The organism is Halobacillus faecis (assembly GCF_007991335.1).
GTDB lineage: Bacteria > Bacillota > Bacilli > Bacillales > Halobacillaceae > Halobacillus > Halobacillus faecis.
Genome location: NZ_BJYD01000022.1, coordinates 61,303 through 79,749 on the forward strand (window position 1 = coordinate 61,303; position 18,447 = coordinate 79,749).

Below are 18,447 nucleotides of genomic sequence, written 5' to 3' on the forward strand. Positions count from 1 at the left end.
ATATGTAAAATGAATGCATCCTCCATTTTAGCAAAAGAAAGCATATCGTTGCGAATGTTTGCGTTTACGTAAGGAAAAATCTTAGAATAACAAGCTTTACTCATGCTATACTTCTAACAGTAGAGAGGTGAAGACGATGTCTTTTGACGGAATTGTAACCCGGGCGATCACGAACGAATTGAATGAAACGATCCAGTCCGGCCGTATTATGAAAATTTATCAGCCAACCGAAACGGAGCTCGTATTTACGGTCCGTTCCAATCGAAAAAAACATACGCTTTTATTGTCCGCACACCCGAGCTATGCTCGCTTTCATTTGACGGACGATCAATACCATAATCCTAAAGAACCACCTATGCTGTGCATGCTTCTTAGGAAGCATTTAATCGGAGGGTTTGTTGAACGTATTGAACAGGTGGACATGGAAAGGATTGTGAAGTTCCATATCCGGACCCGTAATGAAGTCGGGGATGAAACAATGAAAACGCTCATTATTGAGGTGATGGGTAAACACTCCAACATCCTGCTTGTCGATGAAGAAGAAGGACATATGCTAGACAGCATCAAGCATTTGCCCCCTTCTCAAAACCGGCACCGGACGATTATGCCCGGCCAGCCTTATAAACTCCCACCAGAACAAGGCAAAATCAATCCTGTGGACCTTGAACCAGATTCGTTCATTAGAAAATTGGACTTTAACTCAGGCAAAATGGATAAACAAATTTTGAATGTGGTGATGGGTTTTTCACCGATGATAACGAAGGAAATTGTTCACAGGGCAGGCCTCGGCGGCTCGCAGGCCGTGAAAGAAGCTTACAGGGAGATTAGGGAAATCATCCTCAACCACGAGTATAAACCTCAGATCCACCGGACGGAAAAAGAACAATTTTATGTGATTCCATTACATGCTTTTTCGGGTGAAGTGGAAAATTATGAAACCGTCAGTGCGATGCTGGATGATTATTATTCCGGGAAAGCTGAGCGGGACCGTGTTAAGCAGCAGGCAGGCGATTTACACCGTTTCTTGAAAAATGAACGAGATAAAAACAAACGAAAAATTAAAAAGCACGAAACGACGCTGAAAAAATCGGAGTCAGCCGAAGAATACCAGAAACTCGGCGAGCTGTTGACTGCTCATATGCACATGGTCAAAACAGGAGACGAATCGGTGACGGTCGTTGACTACTACGATCCCGATCAATCAGAAATGACGATCGAACTCAATCCTAATAAAACGCCGAGTGAAAATGCACAAAGCTATTTTCAAACGTACACAAAACTGAAGAAATCCAAAGAAGTCGTCCAAAAGGAAATCCGAAAAGCAGAAGATGAAATCCTATATTTTGATCGTCTCCTTCAACAAGTAGAATCGGCTAGAGAAGAAGACATCGAAGAAATTCGAGAAGAACTGCGTGAACAAGGGTACTTAAAGAAAAAACCGGCTGCAAAAGGGAACCGTAAGAACAAACCCCAGAAACCGAAACCGGAAAGTTTTGAGTCGACGGACGGGACCTTGATTTATGTAGGTCGAAACAACAAGCAAAACGAATATTTAACCAACCGAATGGCAAACAAAATGGATATTTGGCTTCATGCCAAAGATATTCCCGGCTCTCATGTCGTCATTCGTGACGAAGACCCGAGCGAAGATACGTTGTTTGAAGCCGCCCAGCTTGCTGCGAATTTCAGTAAATCAAGCAAGTCTTCCTCCGTTCCAGTAGACTACACGCGTATCCGGCATGTGAAAAAGCCGTCAGGAGCAAAACCTGGGTTCGTCACTTATGACCAACAACAGACGTTGTTCGTGACACCTGATTCAACCTTCATTAAAAGATTAAAGAAAAAAGACTGACCCATGATCCCTGTGCCTATAATTGGCACAGGGATTTTCACATACCACAGGCCGGGATAACAAATAATACAAAGGCAACTGAATACGATTAAGGAGGTTGCTGTTATGCCGAAGAATTCAAAATCGAAACGCAATCCGAAAAAGAGCAGGGATGCGGTTCAACCAGCTTCAGGAGAAGAACGAATTACAATCTCCAAGGCTGGAGAAAGTCCTTATGATCGAAACAGATAAATGAAAAGCAGCACGTGTGAATATTCACACGTGCTGCTTCTATTCTTCCATCCGTTCTGCTGTTTCAAGCCCCATTCTTTCTCCAACAGCAAGCAAAGCTTGATTGATTTTCCAAATATAAAACAAGTGGTGGACAATATCCCCCTGCTCTTCCTTATGTCCTGGGGCAAACCGTTCAATCATTTCCCGCTCATGTTGCAGTCTGAACAGTTGTCCACTCATGACTTCCCCATTCAATACCGCCATGATTGTGCGAATGTTGTGCTTGTACACCTTTTCCGTTCGCTTGAGAGCCTCTGTAATTTCTTCGGAACGATGAAAGTCCTTTTGGTACGTAGATGCCACCAACTGTTTCGCATAATAATTAATAGCCGTAAACGACATCAGCAGCCTGGGAATACCGGAATATTTATTAGCTCCAGGCCTCTGCAGGGCAGGTTTTGCATCCTCTTCAAGCAATTGAATCTTCTCATCCATTTGAAAAGCTAGATCCGCAAGCCCCTTCATGCTTTCTGAAAGGCGAAATTTTCGAATGTAAGATAAGATATAATCCTCGAGACTCTCTAAATAATCCACCAGCTGCTCCTTCATTTTATCAAGCGTCCGTGTAGGAAAAATGAAGGCTGCCGCTGCTAGTGCAATACCAGCTCCAGCAATCGTGTCCACTACCCGGGCAAGCAGCAAGGCATAACTGATCCCACCCAAAATGAGGTCATACATGAAGGCGATGAGCATGGTGATGAAAATACTCATGACCGTGTAGGACACCGGAAGCATGTAAAAAGCAAAAAAGATGACCGCAAATATAAGGCCTACTTCTAATTCAGAATGGCCAGACACAGATTTCGCCAAAAAGAAACCAATAATGGCCCCTCCTATCGTCCCGATCGATCTTTCCAAACCTTTCAAATAAGTGCGTCCAACGGTCGGGGTCCCTAATTGGACGATAAACGTCGTTAATAACACCCAATAGGGTTGAATAGGAGAAATCAAATGACCTACAATCACAGCGATTGTTCCGGCAATCACCGACTGAATCGCTTTTTTTGTTGAGGGCTCCATCCCCTTGTCTTTATCTTCTTCTGGTACTTCTTCTACGAACGATTGATCACCTGGATGGTCTCCCCCACTGTATCTTATGGCGAGGGCTCCTTCCGTCACATGCGTAGCAATCGCCTCGATACGGCGGAGCAGATACAGCCACCCTTCCGGCCTTGTTTCATGTTCGCCAAACCTTTGGTCAATCATCTTTCTCAAAGCGACAACCACTCGTTCAGCTTCGGAAAGGTGCTTTTCTTCCTTTTCCACCTTAAGTACTTCTGCCTTTTGCAACGTCTGAATGAGATGGAAGAGAATGGAACGGAGCTCTTCTGTCTCCAAGGCTCCACTTTCTTTTAATTTTTCCAAACTATCCGAAAGCGTCATGACAAACATGGCCGTATCGAACACATATAATCGTAATTGTTCCGTACGGAGTCCCGGCCAGACTTCATTAATATTCTGTGCATTCAAGTCCGTGGACACATGATTGGCATAATCCCTTAACTTTTTCACATTCTCCGTCAATTTTTTCGAACGGATCTGATTCATTTCAGGATCTTTGACGACATCTGCCAATAATTCAAAGGTGAGGTTTGCCTGCCTATGAAAAGATTGAAGACTACGCTTAAGCTGTTGTGCCGTATCTCTGAAAATGATGAAATTATATAGAAATGCGTAGCTGATGCCTATACAAATCGCACCGTAAAACCAAGGGAATTGTTCGGGAGGAAGTTTTAAAAAGGAAGAAAAATAGACGGTTATAAATCCGATCATACCTAAAGAAAAATAACGACTGCCGAATTTAGAAAAATAAAAGCTGCAAAAGATGATCAAGATCATCAACATGGACACGAGAACGGCACTCCAGGATAATAAAGACCCAAGCGTCACTCCAGTGATCGCTGAAAAGGGAAGTAAAAGTGTCGTGCCCTGCTTTTCTTTTTTCGTATCATCCATTACCGCCATGATCCCCAGCAGCCCACATACACCAGAAATGATAGCGGGAAGAAGCGGATCGTGCCCGAGCAGGTTCAAAACCAGTAAAGTAGTGAAAACAGCCGAGATCACACTAAGTGTTGCTTTCCCTGCCTGCTGCAACCGCTTATTTCCTGGATCTGAAGCCAGCATTCTCTTAAACCAATACGATTGTCTTCCTATTTCATACATGGAAGCATTCCTCCTCTCTTTTGTTTATTCACGTGTTGAATCGATCCCATTTATCAAATAGTGATCAATTTTCTATTAGTTCGCAAATCCTACTCTGTTCCTTTTTTCTCAAGAGTAACGACAGGTTAGATAAAGATAAATTATAGAGCGCACTCCCCTATCTGTCAAAGGTAAAGCAGTCTTTCATGAGCTTTTATCCTACCACCTTTATATAATATAAACTTCTCAAGATGAGCTTGATACAGAGTGCACTTTATACTTTAAAAAGCGGCATTGTGGAAGACGATCCAACTTGGTAAAGGGGTTCGTTTCTAACCTATATTTAATGGGGGGATAAACGGCCCCAGTTGTCTCGAAGCGGACTTTTACTTAAACGGGGGCTTTCCTTGATTAGATTATGTATTGCCATTATGTCATTGGATTAAAAAAACCACGATTGGATCGTGGTTTTAGGTTAGGAAATATGCGAATACCGCTATCGATGCAAGATAAGAAAAAATCGCTTGTGCCCAGTACCTTCGGCTTTCGCGCTTCAGCATGTATACATTCCACAGGATAAACAACGCGAGAGAAGCGACCAAGCTTAATAAGGGTTCTAAGGACCACATGGACTCCATGAATGCAAACGCCACCCACGTATATAAATAGACAAAACAGGTCAATAAGCCGAGCGAGGCATTCATGAGTATGAAAAAAGAGTGTTTTTTAGATTTCATTTTCATCACCAATACGTTTTGATGACTTCATCGTACTAGGAGACTGAAGAAATAGCAACTCCCTTAGCTGTTAAGAATTCGTAAAAACATAAGGATCCTGTCTCCACTTCATCAACAGCTGCTCTTGCTCTTTTTCGATTTGATTTTCGGTGAGTAACTGCTGAAGGAGCTCTTCATAACTGGTCAGGGATTGATAGGAATAGCTTTTTCCTTTAAAAGCATCTTGAGCGGCTTGAAGGTTATAGGTGAAGATCGATAGCACTTCAACAACTTCGACCCCTTCGTTCTCGAGTGCCTCTGCAGCTTCTATGGATGATTTTCCAGTTGAAATTAAATCCTCGATGACAATCGCTTTTTGACCTTTTTCGATATGACCTTCAATCTGGTTTCCTTTTCCATGCTTTTTAGCTGAAGACCTGACATAAACCATAGGAAGGTTGAGAAAATCTGCCACCCAGGCCGCATGAGGAATCCCTGCCGTTGCGCAACCTGCGATGACATCGATGGGGCCGAGAGCTTCGATTTTTTCTACAAATGCTTCTGTAATGTTTTTTCTTACTTCAGGATAGGACATCGTTAAGCGATTGTCGCAATAAATTGGAGACTTTAGTCCGGATGTCCATGTGAAGTAATTTTCAGTTTCGATCTTAACCGCTCCTATATGAAGCAAGTCACGAATGAGGGTGGATTGACTCATATTGAAAGGCCTCCTTTATCTTTCTATACATTTCTTGGGGATTTTCTGCGTCTCGGATGGCTCTACCTACAACCATCGCATCACTTCCGCTGACTCGAGCTTTCTCAGGAGTAGCAACACGTTTCTGGTCGTGATGTTCTCCACCAGCGAGACGGATGCCAGGTGTCAAAGCAGCAAGCCCCGTATTTTTCTTTATGATTTCGGCCTCTTCTACTGAACAGACGACACCATCCACCCCACACTTCTCCGCTCGCACGCCATAATGCTTGACTACTTCAGCTACAGGATGGTCGATCAGCAGCTGTTCATTCAGCATTTGTTGATCTGAAGAAGTAAGAACGGTGACAGCTAATAATACGGGCACATGATCGTGTGCCCCTTCTTCTAAGCCTATCTTAGCGGCTTTCATCATGTCTTCCCCACCCTGAGCATGGATGTTGACGACATCGACGTTCATGCTTGCAAGACTCCTCATCGCACGGCGGACCGTTTCTGGAATATCATGCAGTTTCAAATCGAGAAAGATCTCGTGCCCTTTTGCCTTTAATTGATGGATGATGGTTGGGCCTTCTTTATAAAAAAGCTCCATGCCTACTTTAACAGGAATCCCTGTAAGGTGATGTTGATCCAGAAAGTCTAGCGCTTCTTTTCCCGTTTGGAAATCAAGGGCGAAGTACAGGGGTTTCAACTTTTTCATCATGGGCACCTCCAATCGCTTGCTTTATGCTTGAAAAACCGTAGCGCGCAAGAGCATTCGGCATTTCTTCAATGATCTCCTTACAGATGAACGGATTTTTGAAGTTCGCACTTCCAATCGCTACTGCACTCGCACCAGCGAGTAAGTATTCCAACACATCTTCCGCCGACTCTATTCCGCCCATACCTATGATCGGAATGGTTACGGCTTGATAGACCTGATGGATCATCCGGATGCTGATCGGTTTGATCGCTGCTCCGGAGAGACCACCTGTTCCATTTGCAATGACAGGTTTGCGCGTCTTAGGATCAATCCTCATTCCTGTCAACGTATTGATCATTGAAAGACCTGATGCGCCTGCGTCCTCTGCTGCAAGAGCCATCTCGACGATGTCGGTCACGTTCGGGGAAAGCTTCACATACACAGGGACATCGCTTACTTGGACGACATGCCGGGTCACTTCTTTAGCTAAGGAAGGGTCGGTGCCGAACTGCACACCTCCCTCTTTCACATTCGGACAAGAAATGTTCAATTCGATAGCATTCACATGGGGGGAGATTTTTTCAGCGACCTCTACATACTCCTCTACTGTACTTCCAGCAACATTTGCAATTATCGGAAGGTGATGGTTTTTCAAAAAAGGGATTTCGTCTGAGATGATGCTTTCCACACCAGGGTTTTGCAGTCCGATCGCATTCAACATGCCGCTTGCGGTTTCTGCGACTCGTGGCGTGCCATTTCCAAAGCGGCGTTCCTTCGTAGCTGCTTTCATAATGACGGCTCCAAGGGTGGATAGATCATAAAATTGGGCGAATTCCTTGCCAAATGCAAAACAGCCTGATGCCGGCATAACAGGATTTTTCAAATTCAGACCTGGTAGATTGACAGATAAATTCATGATAAGACGACCTCCCCGGCCTTGAATACAGGTCCATCACAACAGATGCGCTTGTATCCTTTTTCATCATGAGATTCGATGACACAGGCAAAGCAAGCCCCGATTCCACAACCCATCCGCTCTTCCATCGACAAATATCCTTCTTTGTCAGGAATGTGATCTGCCACTGCTCTCAGCATCACTGTGGGACCGCAGGATAAGTAATGCTGGTAATTTTCTTTTACATGAGGGAGAGCGTCCGTCACACGGCCGCTCCTTCCTAGTGATCCATCTTCTGTCGTCACGTGTACTTCTCCAAGGGCCCTGAATTCATCCAGTAAAAAAGCATCCTCTCTGGATCTAAAACCGAGAATACTCGTGACCGCCACTCCGCTTTCCTTCAACCTTTTCGCCGTGCTGTAAAGGGGTGGCACGCCAATACCTCCACCAATAATCAAGGCATGATTGTCATGGATTTGAGATGTCGGAAATCCTTGACCTCCAGGACCAAGAACGTCTAAGCTCTCCCCTATCTGAAAACGTGTCAAAGCTTTCGTACCGTCTCCCATGACTTTATAAATGAGGGTCATCGTTTGATTTTCCGAGTCATAATCTGCAATGGATATCGGGCGTCGCAGGTAGAAACCATCAATTTTGACGTGGACGAATTGACCGGGATCTGCGATGTCCTGAACCAAATTCCCCTCCAGCACGAGAAGGTGTGTCTCTCTCGCGACCTTCTCATGCCTCAGAATGGTCATCCTTTCGTTTTTCATCCTGTCACCCCTTCCATCGGTGTGATGGCACGTGCTGAGAAGGACATGGCGTTGATCACGTCAACAATGGTCTTCGCTGTGTCCAGGCTTGTTAGACAGGCCAGACCATGTTCAACCGCTTCTCTGCGGATTCTGAAGCCATCTGATCTTGCACGCATCCCTTTATTGAGGGTATTGACGACAAATTGTACTTCTCCTTGTTGGATCAGATCAATGACGTCACGCTGATCAGAGCCCACTTTTCCAACTGCTTCCACCGGAATCTGTGCTTCTTCTATGACGGATGCTGTACCTTCTGTAGCGAACAATCGGAAGCCCAGCTCAAAGAATGTCTTCGCAATATCCAACATCTCTGATTTGTCTTTGTCTGCGACAGTCAATAAGACAGACCCTTGTGTCGGTATTTTCAACCCTGCGGATGTCATTCCCTTATAGAGGGCCTTTTCCAAGGTTTGATCATACCCGATGACTTCACCGGTCGACTTCATCTCAGGACCGAGCGTGGTATCGACACTTCTTAGTTTTTCAAAGGAGAACACAGGCACTTTGACATAGACCCCATTTGGCTTAGCAGCAACTCCGGACGGGTACCCTTCGTCTTTCAACGTTTTACCTAAGAGAATCTTCGTTGCAAGTCGTGCCATTGGAACACCTGTGATTTTACTCAGGAAAGGTACCGTTCGGCTTGCTCTCGGGTTCACTTCAAGAACGTAAGCCGTTCCTTTGTAAGCGACGAACTGGATATTGATGAGCCCCTTCATATTCAGCTCTCTGGCAATCTTCGTTGTCGCGTCAATACACTGTTGTTCAAGTTCCTTTGTCAATCGCTGCGTCGGATATACCGCCATAGAATCTCCTGAGTGAACACCGGCGCGTTCAATATGCTCCATGATCCCTGGAATGAAGACATCTTCACCGTCCGAGATCGCATCCACTTCAATTTCCATTCCGGTCATGTACTTGTCGATCAAGATGGGGTGGCCATTGTGTGCGGCTGCATTCGTTTCCAAGTAAGAAGATAGTTCTTCATTTGAATAGACAATCGCCATCGCGCGTCCGCCAAGGACATAGGAAGGTCTGACAACAAGCGGGTAGCCAATCTTTTGAGCTGCAAGGAATGCTTCCTCTGCGCTTGTGACACTTTCCCCTCCTGGTTTAGGGATGTTCAAATCGTTGAGCAGCTGTTCGAACAAGTCTCTGTCTTCCGTTTTATCAATGGACTCCATTGTGGTGCCCAGAATTTTGACGCCTTCCTTCGTCAATCCGTCTACGAGGTTGATGGCTGTCTGACCACCAAATTGGACGATGACACCTTCAGGTTGTTCGAGATCGATGACGTTCATCACATCTTCAAGCGATAATGGCTCAAAGTAAAGCTTGTCAGAGACACTGAAGTCTGTGGAGACCGTTTCCGGGTTATTGTTCATAATGATGGCTTCATAGCCCATTTCCTTCAGAGCCAGAACAGAATGGACGGTCGCATAGTCGAATTCGACCCCCTGCCCGATGCGGATTGGACCAGAACCGATGACGAGCACTTTTTTATTACCACTAGGGATGGCTTCGTTTTCATCTTCATAACTGCTGTAAAAATAAGGCGTTTCCGATTCAAACTCACCGGCACACGTATCCACCATCTTGTACACGGGACGGATGCCGTGACTTCTTCTCCATTCACGCACTTCTGCTTCCTTCCGCTCTGTTAACCGTGCGATTTGAGCATCAGAAAATCCGATTTTCTTCAGTTTTTGTAGTAAAGAGGCACCCATTTCTCCTTGGGCGACTTTCTTTTCGAGCTGGATGATCCGTTGCAATTTATAAAGGAAAAATAGATCAATCCCACCTGTCATTTCATGCAGACGTTCAATGGAGTAGCCTCTCCTTAATGCCTCTGCGATTAAGAATATCCTTTCATCATCCGCTTTCCTCAATCTTCTTGTCAGTTCTTCTTCTTTCATTTTTTCGGCATAAGAGAGGTAAAGTTCTTCTGTATCTCCTTCCAGCGAACGGATGCCTTTCAGTAAAGATTCTTCGAAGCTTCTGCCAATGCTCATCACTTCACCGGTTGCTTTCATCTGGGTACCGAGTGTTCGGTTTCCTTTCGCGAATTTATCGAACGGCCAGCGTGGGATCTTTGTTACGACATAATCGAGTGCCGGTTCAAAGCAGGCATAGGTCGTGCCAGTTACCGGGTTCTTGATTTCATCAAGCGTCATTCCAACAGCGATTTTAGCTGCAAGCTTTGCAATCGGATAGCCGGTCGCCTTGGATGCAAGGGCAGAAGAACGACTGACGCGCGGATTCACTTCGATGATGTAATATTGGAAACTATTCGGATCGAGCGCAAGCTGGACATTACACCCGCCTTCAATTCGGAGAGCCTGAATAATTTCCAATGAAGCATTTCTAAGCATTTGATATTCCCGGTCACTGAGCGTTTGGGAAGGAGCGACAACGATGGAATCTCCTGTATGAATGCCGACAGGATCGAAGTTTTCCATGTTACAAACGACGATTTTATTGTCCACACCATCACGCATCACCTCATACTCTACTTCTTTGAAGCCGGCAATATTTTTCTCTATCAAGCACTGGCTGACAGGAGAAGCTGCCAGTCCGCTTCTAGCAATCTCTTTTAACTGAGCGGCATCATCACACATGCCCCCACCGGCCCCGCCCATCGTATATGCAGGGCGGACGATAACCGGAAAGCCGATGGTCTCTGCAAAATCCAACGCTTCTTCCACCGTGCTGACAATTTCACTTTCAGGCACAGGCTGGTTCATCTCGTGCATCAAGGCCCGGAATTTTTCACGGTCTTCCGCTTGTTGAATGGCATCGAGCGGCGTCCCTAACAGCTCTACATTAAATTCTTCTAGAATGCCAGATTCACTCAACTCCACCGCCATATTCAGACCCGTCTGCCCTCCGAGTGTCGGAAGAATCGCATCAGGGGTTTCTTTTCGAATGATTTTCTGCAGGAACTCAAGCGTCAGTGGTTCCATATAGACTTGATCAGCAAAGGTATGGTCGGTCATGATCGTTGCTGGATTTGAATTGGCAAGGATGACTTCATACCCTTCTTCTTTCAAAGATTGACAGGCTTGTGTGCCCGAATAATCGAATTCAGCCGCTTGGCCGATAACAATCGGACCGGATCCGATGACGAGAATTTTAGTTAAATCTGTACGCTTAGGCATTGAGAGTCCTCCTTCATTGTCTTCTGGTGGTGATCGATCATTGTTAAGAATTCATCGAACAAGTGGGCGGTATCTTCCGGTCCTGGTGAACTTTCCGGATGGTACTGCACAGAGAAGACCGGGTGGGTCTTATGTTTCAATCCTTCCACGGAGTTGTCATTTAATGAAACTTGAGAAAGGCGCAGTTCGGTCTGTTCTAATGAATGAAGGTTAACGGCATAGCCATGGTTCTGTGAAGTGATATAAGTTCTTCCTGTATCCAAATCTTTCACAGGCTGATTGATTCCTCTGTGCCCGAACTTCATCTTAGAAGTGTCTGCATCAGATGCGAGAGCAATCAACTGATGCCCTAAGCAGATTCCGAATATAGGTATTTGACCGATCAGTTCACGGATCGTTTGAATCGCTTCCGGAACATCTTTTGGATCTCCAGGACCGTTCGAGAGCATGACGCCATCCGGTTTCAGTCTCAGGATCTCTTCTGATGAAGTATGGTAAGGAACGACGGTCACATGACAATCGCGCTTCGTGAACTCCCGTAAAATGCCGTGCTTCATTCCGTAATCAACAAGGACGATCCGCTCGCCACGTCCTGGAACGACATAAGGCTTCACAGTCGATACTTGTTTTACTTGATCATTCAATAGCGGAGTAGCTTCCAGTATGTGAAGGACTTCAGAAACCGGACGATCGGTTGAAGTGATCATTGCCTTCATCGTTCCATGCTGGCGTATGATTTTCGTCAACTTTCTCGTATCAATGTCGCTGATGCCTGGAATGTTTTTCGCTTTTAGAAATTCATCGATGGTTTCTTCATTCCGGAAATTGGATGGAAAATCACAGTGTTCTTTAACAATGACCCCGAACACTCCAGGATTGACGGTTTCAAAATCATCACGATTGATGCCATAGTTTCCGATGAGAGGATAAGTAAATGTGATCAACTGTCCATAGTAGGAAGGATCAGAAATCACTTCCTGATAGCCGCTCATCCCAGTGTTGAATACGACCTCTCCGATTGATTCCCGTTCACTTCCAAATCCTTCTCCTACAAATACGGTTCCATCTTCAAGCACGAGTTGTTTCATGCGTTTTCCCCTCCCATACAATTTTTCCATCTACCATCGTAAGCTCCGGCCAACCTTTCGCTCTCCAGCCATGGAAAGGTGTGTTCTTTCCTTTTGAGGCAAACCTGTGACGGTCAATCATCCGCTCCTGATTCACTTCCACAATCGTTACATCCGCTGGTGCTCCCTTTTCCAAGGTTCCATAAGGGAGTCCGAAAGTCTCTGCCGGCTTCGACGTCAGCCACTCCACAAGACGTTCCAACTGAATTCCATTTTTTTCTACAAAGTGGGTGTACAACAGTGGAAAGGCGGTTTCCAAACCTGTGATTCCAAACGGCGAGTAGAGGAAGCCTTCTTTCTTATCCTCTTCCGTATGTGGAGCATGATCGGTCGCAATAAAATCAATGGTTCCGTCTACCAAACCTTTGATGAGCGCTTGCTGATCTTCTTTGGAACGAAGCGGTGGGTTCATTTTGAAAAAGGCATCGTCTTCAGGGATATCCGTTTCGTTAAGAATCAAATGGTGCGGTGTTACTTCCGCTGTGACGTGAATCCCGGCCTTTTTCGCATCACGGATGACCCTCACCGATTCCTTCGTTGATACGTGACAGACGTGATAATGGCAGCCAGTCGCTTCGGCAAGCAGAACGTCTCTTGCGATTTGCACGGATTCAGCAATATTCGCTATGCCAGGGAGCCCGAGCCTCTCGCTTACTTCCCCTTCGTGAGCAACACCTTTGTACACGAGTGAATTATCTTCGCAGTGAGCAACAATGGCTTTGTTCAGACGACTCGCTTCCTTCATCGCTTCGTACATCATGCCTGCGGTCTGGACCCCGACGCCATCATCGGTAAAGGCGAAGGCACCCATTTTTGCTAGCGTTGGCATGTCAACAAGCTCTCTTCCGAGCTGACGAGTCGTAATCGAAGCGTATGGCAGTACTCTCACCGATGCTTCCTGCCTGATCTTCTCCAGTAATTTCTGCATGATGTCTTCGGAATCAGGCACAGGCTTTGTGTTCGGCATGGCACACACTGTTGTGAATCCTCCACGAGCCGCAGCTTCTGTCCCTGTAAGGATCGTTTCTTTTTGTTCGTCTCCAGGTTCACGCAAATGGATATGGACATCGACCAACCCGGGTAGAACAAATCCACCTTTCGCATCTATGACCTCTTCCGCATCTCCGACATCCGGAGCTATTTCCAAAATCGTACCGTCCTCGATCAGAATTTCGCAGCGATCAAATCTGTAATCTGTAAACACTTGACCGTTGATGATTTTCTTTTTCATTTAAAGCTCCCCTTTCATGAGTGCATGGATGATGGCCATCCGCATCGTCACTCCATTTGTCATTTGCCTGAAAATCTTTGATTTTCCACATTCAACAAGCCTCTCATCAATTTCGACACCGCGATTCACCGGAGCTGGGTGAAGAAGGATGCTTTGGTTCATCATTCGTGACTCTCTTTCGACTGTCAGCCCATATTGCTCCAGGTAACTTCCTGTTCCACCATGGTTTGTATGCCGCTCATGTTGAATCCGCAACAGCATCAGGACATCACACGTTTCAACGGCTTCGTCCATTGTGATGTAGTCCTTTGTCATGGTAGGGTCCTGCCATTCTGGTTTACTGACAAAAGATACCTGAGCTCCGAGCTTTCTCAACGCATAGGCATTGGACCTTGCCACCCGGCTATGTTTCAGATCTCCCGCAATGCATACATGCAACCCTTTGAAACTTTGAAAATGTTCATGGATGGTGTACAAGTCCAAGAGTGATTGTGTCGGGTGCTCCCCGCAACCATCCCCGGCATTGATCAGAGGCATATCCAATCCTTCCGTACATGCTGCGAGCCCTCCGACTTCGGATTGCCGGACGACAGCTAGATCCACGCCGATGGACTCCAATGTCTTTAGAGTGTCATACAAGCTTTCTCCTTTCGTTAAGCTGGAATCAACCCCATCCAACTCAACGACATCAAAACCCAATTTCCTTTCGGCTATGTGAAAACTCGTTTTTGTACGTGTGCTTGGTTCTAAAAATAGATTGGCAGCAAAATGTCCCGAATAAGAGGGGAAGTTTGCGGGGTCTTTCCATTGATCTGCTAAGTGAAGCAGGTGATAGATCTGTTCATTGCTCAGCTGTTTCATGGAAAGCAAATTCCTTTTGGATTGAATAGCGGTCATGTACATCTCTCCGTTCCTTTAAGTAATGTAACGGGGACTAAGGAGAAAAAAAGCACCCCCAGGTGTCTGGGGGTGCTGAACTCGTCGCATGACAAACGAGCCCATCCCTAGTACACCTTTTCGAGCCTCTCGGGACTCATTTAAAACGTGAAGCTAGTGTTTTGGTTATGCTACATGATCTTTCTTGTTTTGTCGTTCGACTTCTGGTGCCTCAAACATCTGTCCGTTTCCATGTCCTTTTTCTTTACCTGGAAGAATCAAGTTGAGCGCGACACCGATGATGGCTGCAAGCGCCATTCCTGCGATTTGTACATCCTCTGTCACTTGGAGGAAAGCTCCTCCTACTCCGATGACAAGGATGACAGAGGCGATGATTAGGTTTCTCTTTTCACCAAAATCAATTTGATTATCAATCAGCATACGCAGACCGCTGGAGGCGATAATCCCGAAAAGTAGAATGGATACGCCTCCCATAACCGCAGTCGGGATCGAACTGATGACCGCGGTTACCATACCGATGAAACCGAAGACGATGGCGATGACAGCCGCTCCTCCGATGACGAACACACTGTACACTCGTGTAATCGCGAGCACTCCAATATTTTCTCCATACGTCGTGTTCGGAGGTCCTCCTAGGCAGGAGGCAATGAATGTGGCGACTCCATCTCCAAGAATGGATTTGTCCAGACCTGGATTTTTCAAAAAGTTTCTGCCTACGACTTTTGATAAGACCATTTGATCGCCTGTATGTTCCGTGATGGTGACAAGCGCAAAGGGAACCATCAGAAAGGCGATTTCCCAGCTGATCACTTCCAGCGGCGAAAAGTCGACGAATGGGACAATGAAATCAGGAGCTTGGAAGAGAGCTGCTATAGCGCCTGTGAACGAACCGGCTGTCGTAATAGATGTCCATTCTGCCTGAATGCCACTCGTATCCACGATTCCTTGAGTCATGGCGAAAGCATATCCACCGACAATTCCGAAGAGGATCGGCAGCAGGGAAAAGAATCCTTTAAAATAGATGGATGCAATAATCGTTATGGCCAGAGTGACAAGAGCGACCATGAAGTGTGTGCCACTGTAGATGTTTTCTTCCTGCCCCGGTAAGTACATGGCCATTTCCACAGCCGTTGATGCTAATCCAAGACCGATAACTATGATGACCGGGCCAACGACAATCGGAGGAAGCAGGTTCATGAGCCACTTCGTACCGAAAATGGAGATTAAAAGTGCAACCAACCCGTAGACGAGGCCGGCAAGAAAACTTCCAACCATCGCCCCGGCAACCCCGCTCGATTTTGAAACTTCTATTATCGGAGCAATGAAAGCGAAACTTGAGCCTAGATAGGCCGGGACCTTCCCTCTTGTAATAAGCAGATAAGCAAGTGTTCCAAACCCGCTAGATACGAGCGCAACTGATGGCGATAAGCCGGTCAAAAAAGGAACGAGAATCGTTGCGCCGAACATCGCGAACAGATGCTGGAGGCTTAGAACAAGCCATTTATTAAGTGCTGGGACTTCATTAACGTCGAGTGCTGCTTGATGTTGTTTCATATTGAATTCCTCCTTGATGTCTCCTCTTGTATGAGGATGGTGAATGTCGGGGAGCCCTCAAGATTTTTACATAAAAAAACCTCTTTGCGCTTAAAAAGTACGCAAAGAGGTAGACGTGTAGAGATACACGTATCCTTACGAACCTTTTAAGCCTCACGGGACTTCCTTTAAAGGTTACTCTTCATTCATTTTTCATAAATCTTCACTTCGTCTGCTTCATCCGTTTCAGATAAAGTGACGGTAATGATTTCTTCCTGGGAAGTCGGAACATTTTTCCCGACATAATCCGCTCGGATCGGCAGCTCCCGGTGCCCCCGGTCTACTAAAACCGCCAGTTGGATTTCTTTCGGTCGTCCATGGTCGATCAGTGCATCCATTGCGGCACGCACCGTTCGGCCTGTATAAAGAACATCGTCGACGAGGATGACTTTCTTGCCATCGATATCCGCCGTAATGTTCGTTTCTTTCAACTGAGGTTCCGCTCCATTTTCCTTGGGAGTCAAATCATCACGGTAAAGCGTGATATCAAGCTCTCCGTCCGGAAGGTCTGCCCCTTCAATCTCCTGGATTTTCTCCTTGAGACGTTGAGCAATGGGAACACCACGGGTTTTGATTCCTACTAGGACGAGATCCTCAATCCCTTTATTTTTTTCTATAATTTCATGCGAGATCCGGGTCAATGCCCGACGGATCGCTGCATCATCGAGTACTGTAGCTTTTGCATTCATGATTGAGTCCTCCTTGATTCCATGGATTCAGTGACGAAAAAACCCCTTTTCCGCATAAAGGCAGAAAAGGGGTTCTCGATACACGTATCCTGTGTATAACCGTCACCTTTTCAGCCTCACGGGACTGTCTTTAAAGGTCTTTATATTCTATATGGAAGTATGACACTCCCTGTAAGCATTGTCAAGAAGTTTTTAAACCTCTCTTGTTTCCAAGTACTTCAACGTCTCTTTGAATTCCGCTGGAGGTTCGACCTCAAACGTTTTCCATTCGCCTGTTCTCGGATGCTCAAAACCCAAGGATTTGGCATGAAGGGCCTGCCCATCAAGATCTAAAGTTTTACGAGGGCCGTACTTCGGATCACCCGCTAGCGGATGCTCAATGTAGCGCATATGCACACGGATCTGGTGTGTACGCCCTGTTTCCAGTTTACATTCGACGAGGGTGAAATCAGTGAAATGACGCAGCACGCGGAAATGGGTGACTGCATCACGTCCACCATCGACCACAGCCATCCTTTGACGATCTTTAGGATCACGTCCAATCGGTGCATCAATGGTTCCATATTCATGATGTATTTCCCCATGGACAATCGCTTCATATTTACGTTCCACCGTCTTCTTCGAAAGCTGTTCAGCGAGTGATTGATGCGCAAGATCATTCTTAGCTACCATCAATAAGCCACTCGTGTCTTTATCAATTCGATGGACGATTCCTGGGCGCTCGACCCCGTTGATTCCAGACAAATCCTTCACATGGAATAATAGAGCATTTACGAGTGTTCCGGAATAGTGACCTGCCGCTGGGTGGATCACCATGCCTGATGGTTTATTGACAACAATCACATCTTCATCTTCATACACGATCTCGATCGGAATGTCCTCAGGGAGGATATCCATCGGCTCAGGTTCAGGAATATGCCAAGTGATGCTCTCCCCCTCCTGAACCTTGTAATTGCTCTTTACCGCTTTCCCATCCACGAAGACAATGCCATCTTTCAGCCATCCCTGAATTTGGGACCTGGATGCTTCTTCGATAACTTCTGTTAACAATTTATCAATCCGCTTGGACTGATCGTTTTCTGTAACCTTATAGTGTTCACTCAAGATTTTAAACTTCCTTTCTTTCTCCGCTCATCCACGAACGTGGCAATCATGACAAAAATCACTCCAACGACAAGAGCAGAGTCCGCTACGTTGAAAATAGGAAAGTCATAAGTGAAAATGTACGTGTTGGCGAAATCAACGACTTCCTTACGAAATACACGGTCGATGAAATTCCCAATCGCCCCAGCGAGTATGAATGCAAGAGCTACACCTACAAAACGACTTTCTTTTCCATATTGATGTAAATAATAAATGACAAAACCAATGACGACCACTGTTATGATATAAAAGAACCACATCTGCCCTTGTAGGATTCCCCAGGCAGCTCCTTGATTCCGGTGAGAGGTCAAGTAGAAAAAGTTTTCGATGATAGTTATGCTTTCTCCAATATTCATTTTTGTGACCACTAGCCACTTTGTCCACTGATCAAGGATGATGAGACCAATGGCGATGATATAATACAAAATCATAAGCGTCCCCCATGAATCTTAGTCCTAGCCTATTGTACCACAAAACTCCCTCCGCAAAGAACAACTTCTCACTTCCACATAA

Annotated in this window: 15 protein-coding genes; 2 read left to right on the forward strand and 13 right to left on the reverse strand. The window is 45.8% G+C overall.

The window, feature by feature from the left end; translation table 11 throughout:
- The first annotated feature begins 136 nt into the window (after positions 1–136).
- Together HFA01_RS12100 and HFA01_RS19160 are read left to right on the forward strand one after the other, a co-directional pair.
- Positions 137–1,852, forward strand: a complete 1,716-nt coding sequence (locus HFA01_RS12100) for an Rqc2 family fibronectin-binding protein (protein ID WP_146816572.1) — start codon at positions 137–139, stop codon at positions 1,850–1,852.
- A 105-nt stretch (positions 1,853–1,957) separates the two neighbouring features.
- Positions 1,958–2,083, forward strand: a complete 126-nt coding sequence (locus HFA01_RS19160) for a hypothetical protein (RefSeq protein ID WP_255574117.1) — start codon at positions 1,958–1,960, stop codon at positions 2,081–2,083.
- Between the two features lie 39 nt (positions 2,084–2,122).
- On the opposite strand, the gene HFA01_RS12105 is transcribed toward HFA01_RS19160, so the two are convergent.
- The 13 genes from HFA01_RS12105 to lspA all read right to left on the reverse strand — a co-directional run bounded on the left by HFA01_RS12105 (position 2,123) and on the right by lspA (position 18,365).
- Positions 2,123–4,291 (reverse strand): FUSC family protein, encoded by a 2,169-nt coding sequence (locus HFA01_RS12105; RefSeq protein WP_146816574.1) that lies wholly within the window; start codon positions 4,289–4,291, stop codon positions 2,123–2,125.
- A gap of 786 nt (positions 4,292–5,077) precedes the next feature.
- Positions 5,078–5,704: an orotate phosphoribosyltransferase gene (gene pyrE / locus HFA01_RS12115; protein ID WP_146816578.1), complete on the reverse strand. Its 627-nt coding sequence runs from the start codon at positions 5,702–5,704 to the stop codon at positions 5,078–5,080.
- Positions 5,679–6,401, reverse strand: a complete 723-nt coding sequence (gene pyrF, locus HFA01_RS12120) for an orotidine-5'-phosphate decarboxylase (RefSeq protein WP_146816580.1) — start codon at positions 6,399–6,401, stop codon at positions 5,679–5,681. Before pyrF ends, pyrE begins: the two co-directional genes overlap by 26 nt.
- Complete coding sequence (locus HFA01_RS12125) at positions 6,367–7,299, reverse strand: dihydroorotate dehydrogenase (RefSeq protein ID WP_146816582.1); 933 nt, start codon at positions 7,297–7,299, stop codon at positions 6,367–6,369. The genes pyrF and HFA01_RS12125 overlap by 35 nt, the downstream gene beginning before the upstream one ends.
- Positions 7,296–8,054, reverse strand: a complete 759-nt coding sequence (locus tag HFA01_RS12130; RefSeq protein ID WP_146816585.1) for a dihydroorotate dehydrogenase electron transfer subunit — start codon at positions 8,052–8,054, stop codon at positions 7,296–7,298. Before HFA01_RS12130 ends, HFA01_RS12125 begins: the two co-directional genes overlap by 4 nt.
- Complete coding sequence (gene carB, locus HFA01_RS12135) at positions 8,051–11,254, reverse strand: carbamoyl-phosphate synthase large subunit (protein ID WP_146816587.1); 3,204 nt, start codon at positions 11,252–11,254, stop codon at positions 8,051–8,053. Before carB ends, HFA01_RS12130 begins: the two co-directional genes overlap by 4 nt.
- Positions 11,233–12,342, reverse strand: a complete 1,110-nt coding sequence (locus HFA01_RS12140) for a carbamoyl phosphate synthase small subunit (RefSeq protein ID WP_146816588.1) — start codon at positions 12,340–12,342, stop codon at positions 11,233–11,235. Before HFA01_RS12140 ends, carB begins: the two co-directional genes overlap by 22 nt.
- Entirely contained in the window at positions 12,323–13,612 is a 1,290-nt protein-coding gene (gene pyrC, locus HFA01_RS12145; protein WP_146816590.1) for a dihydroorotase, read from the reverse strand. Before pyrC ends, HFA01_RS12140 begins: the two co-directional genes overlap by 20 nt.
- Positions 13,613–14,509, reverse strand: a complete 897-nt coding sequence (locus HFA01_RS12150) for an aspartate carbamoyltransferase catalytic subunit (protein ID WP_146816592.1) — start codon at positions 14,507–14,509, stop codon at positions 13,613–13,615. It abuts the gene before it with no gap.
- A gap of 165 nt (positions 14,510–14,674) precedes the next feature.
- The gene (locus HFA01_RS12155) at positions 14,675–16,063 is read right to left on the reverse strand and encodes a solute carrier family 23 protein (RefSeq protein WP_146816594.1); all 1,389 of its coding nucleotides are present in this window, start codon (positions 16,061–16,063) and stop codon (positions 14,675–14,677) included.
- Positions 16,064–16,248: 185 nt separating this feature from the next.
- The gene (gene pyrR, locus HFA01_RS12160) at positions 16,249–16,791 is read right to left on the reverse strand and encodes a bifunctional pyr operon transcriptional regulator/uracil phosphoribosyltransferase PyrR (RefSeq protein WP_146816596.1); all 543 of its coding nucleotides are present in this window, start codon (positions 16,789–16,791) and stop codon (positions 16,249–16,251) included.
- A 192-nt stretch (positions 16,792–16,983) separates the two neighbouring features.
- Positions 16,984–17,895, reverse strand: a complete 912-nt coding sequence (locus HFA01_RS12165; protein WP_146816598.1) for an RluA family pseudouridine synthase — start codon at positions 17,893–17,895, stop codon at positions 16,984–16,986.
- The gene (gene lspA / locus HFA01_RS12170; RefSeq protein WP_146816600.1) at positions 17,892–18,365 is read right to left on the reverse strand and encodes a signal peptidase II; all 474 of its coding nucleotides are present in this window, start codon (positions 18,363–18,365) and stop codon (positions 17,892–17,894) included. Before lspA ends, HFA01_RS12165 begins: the two co-directional genes overlap by 4 nt.
- Between the last annotated feature and the right edge of the window lie 82 nt (positions 18,366–18,447).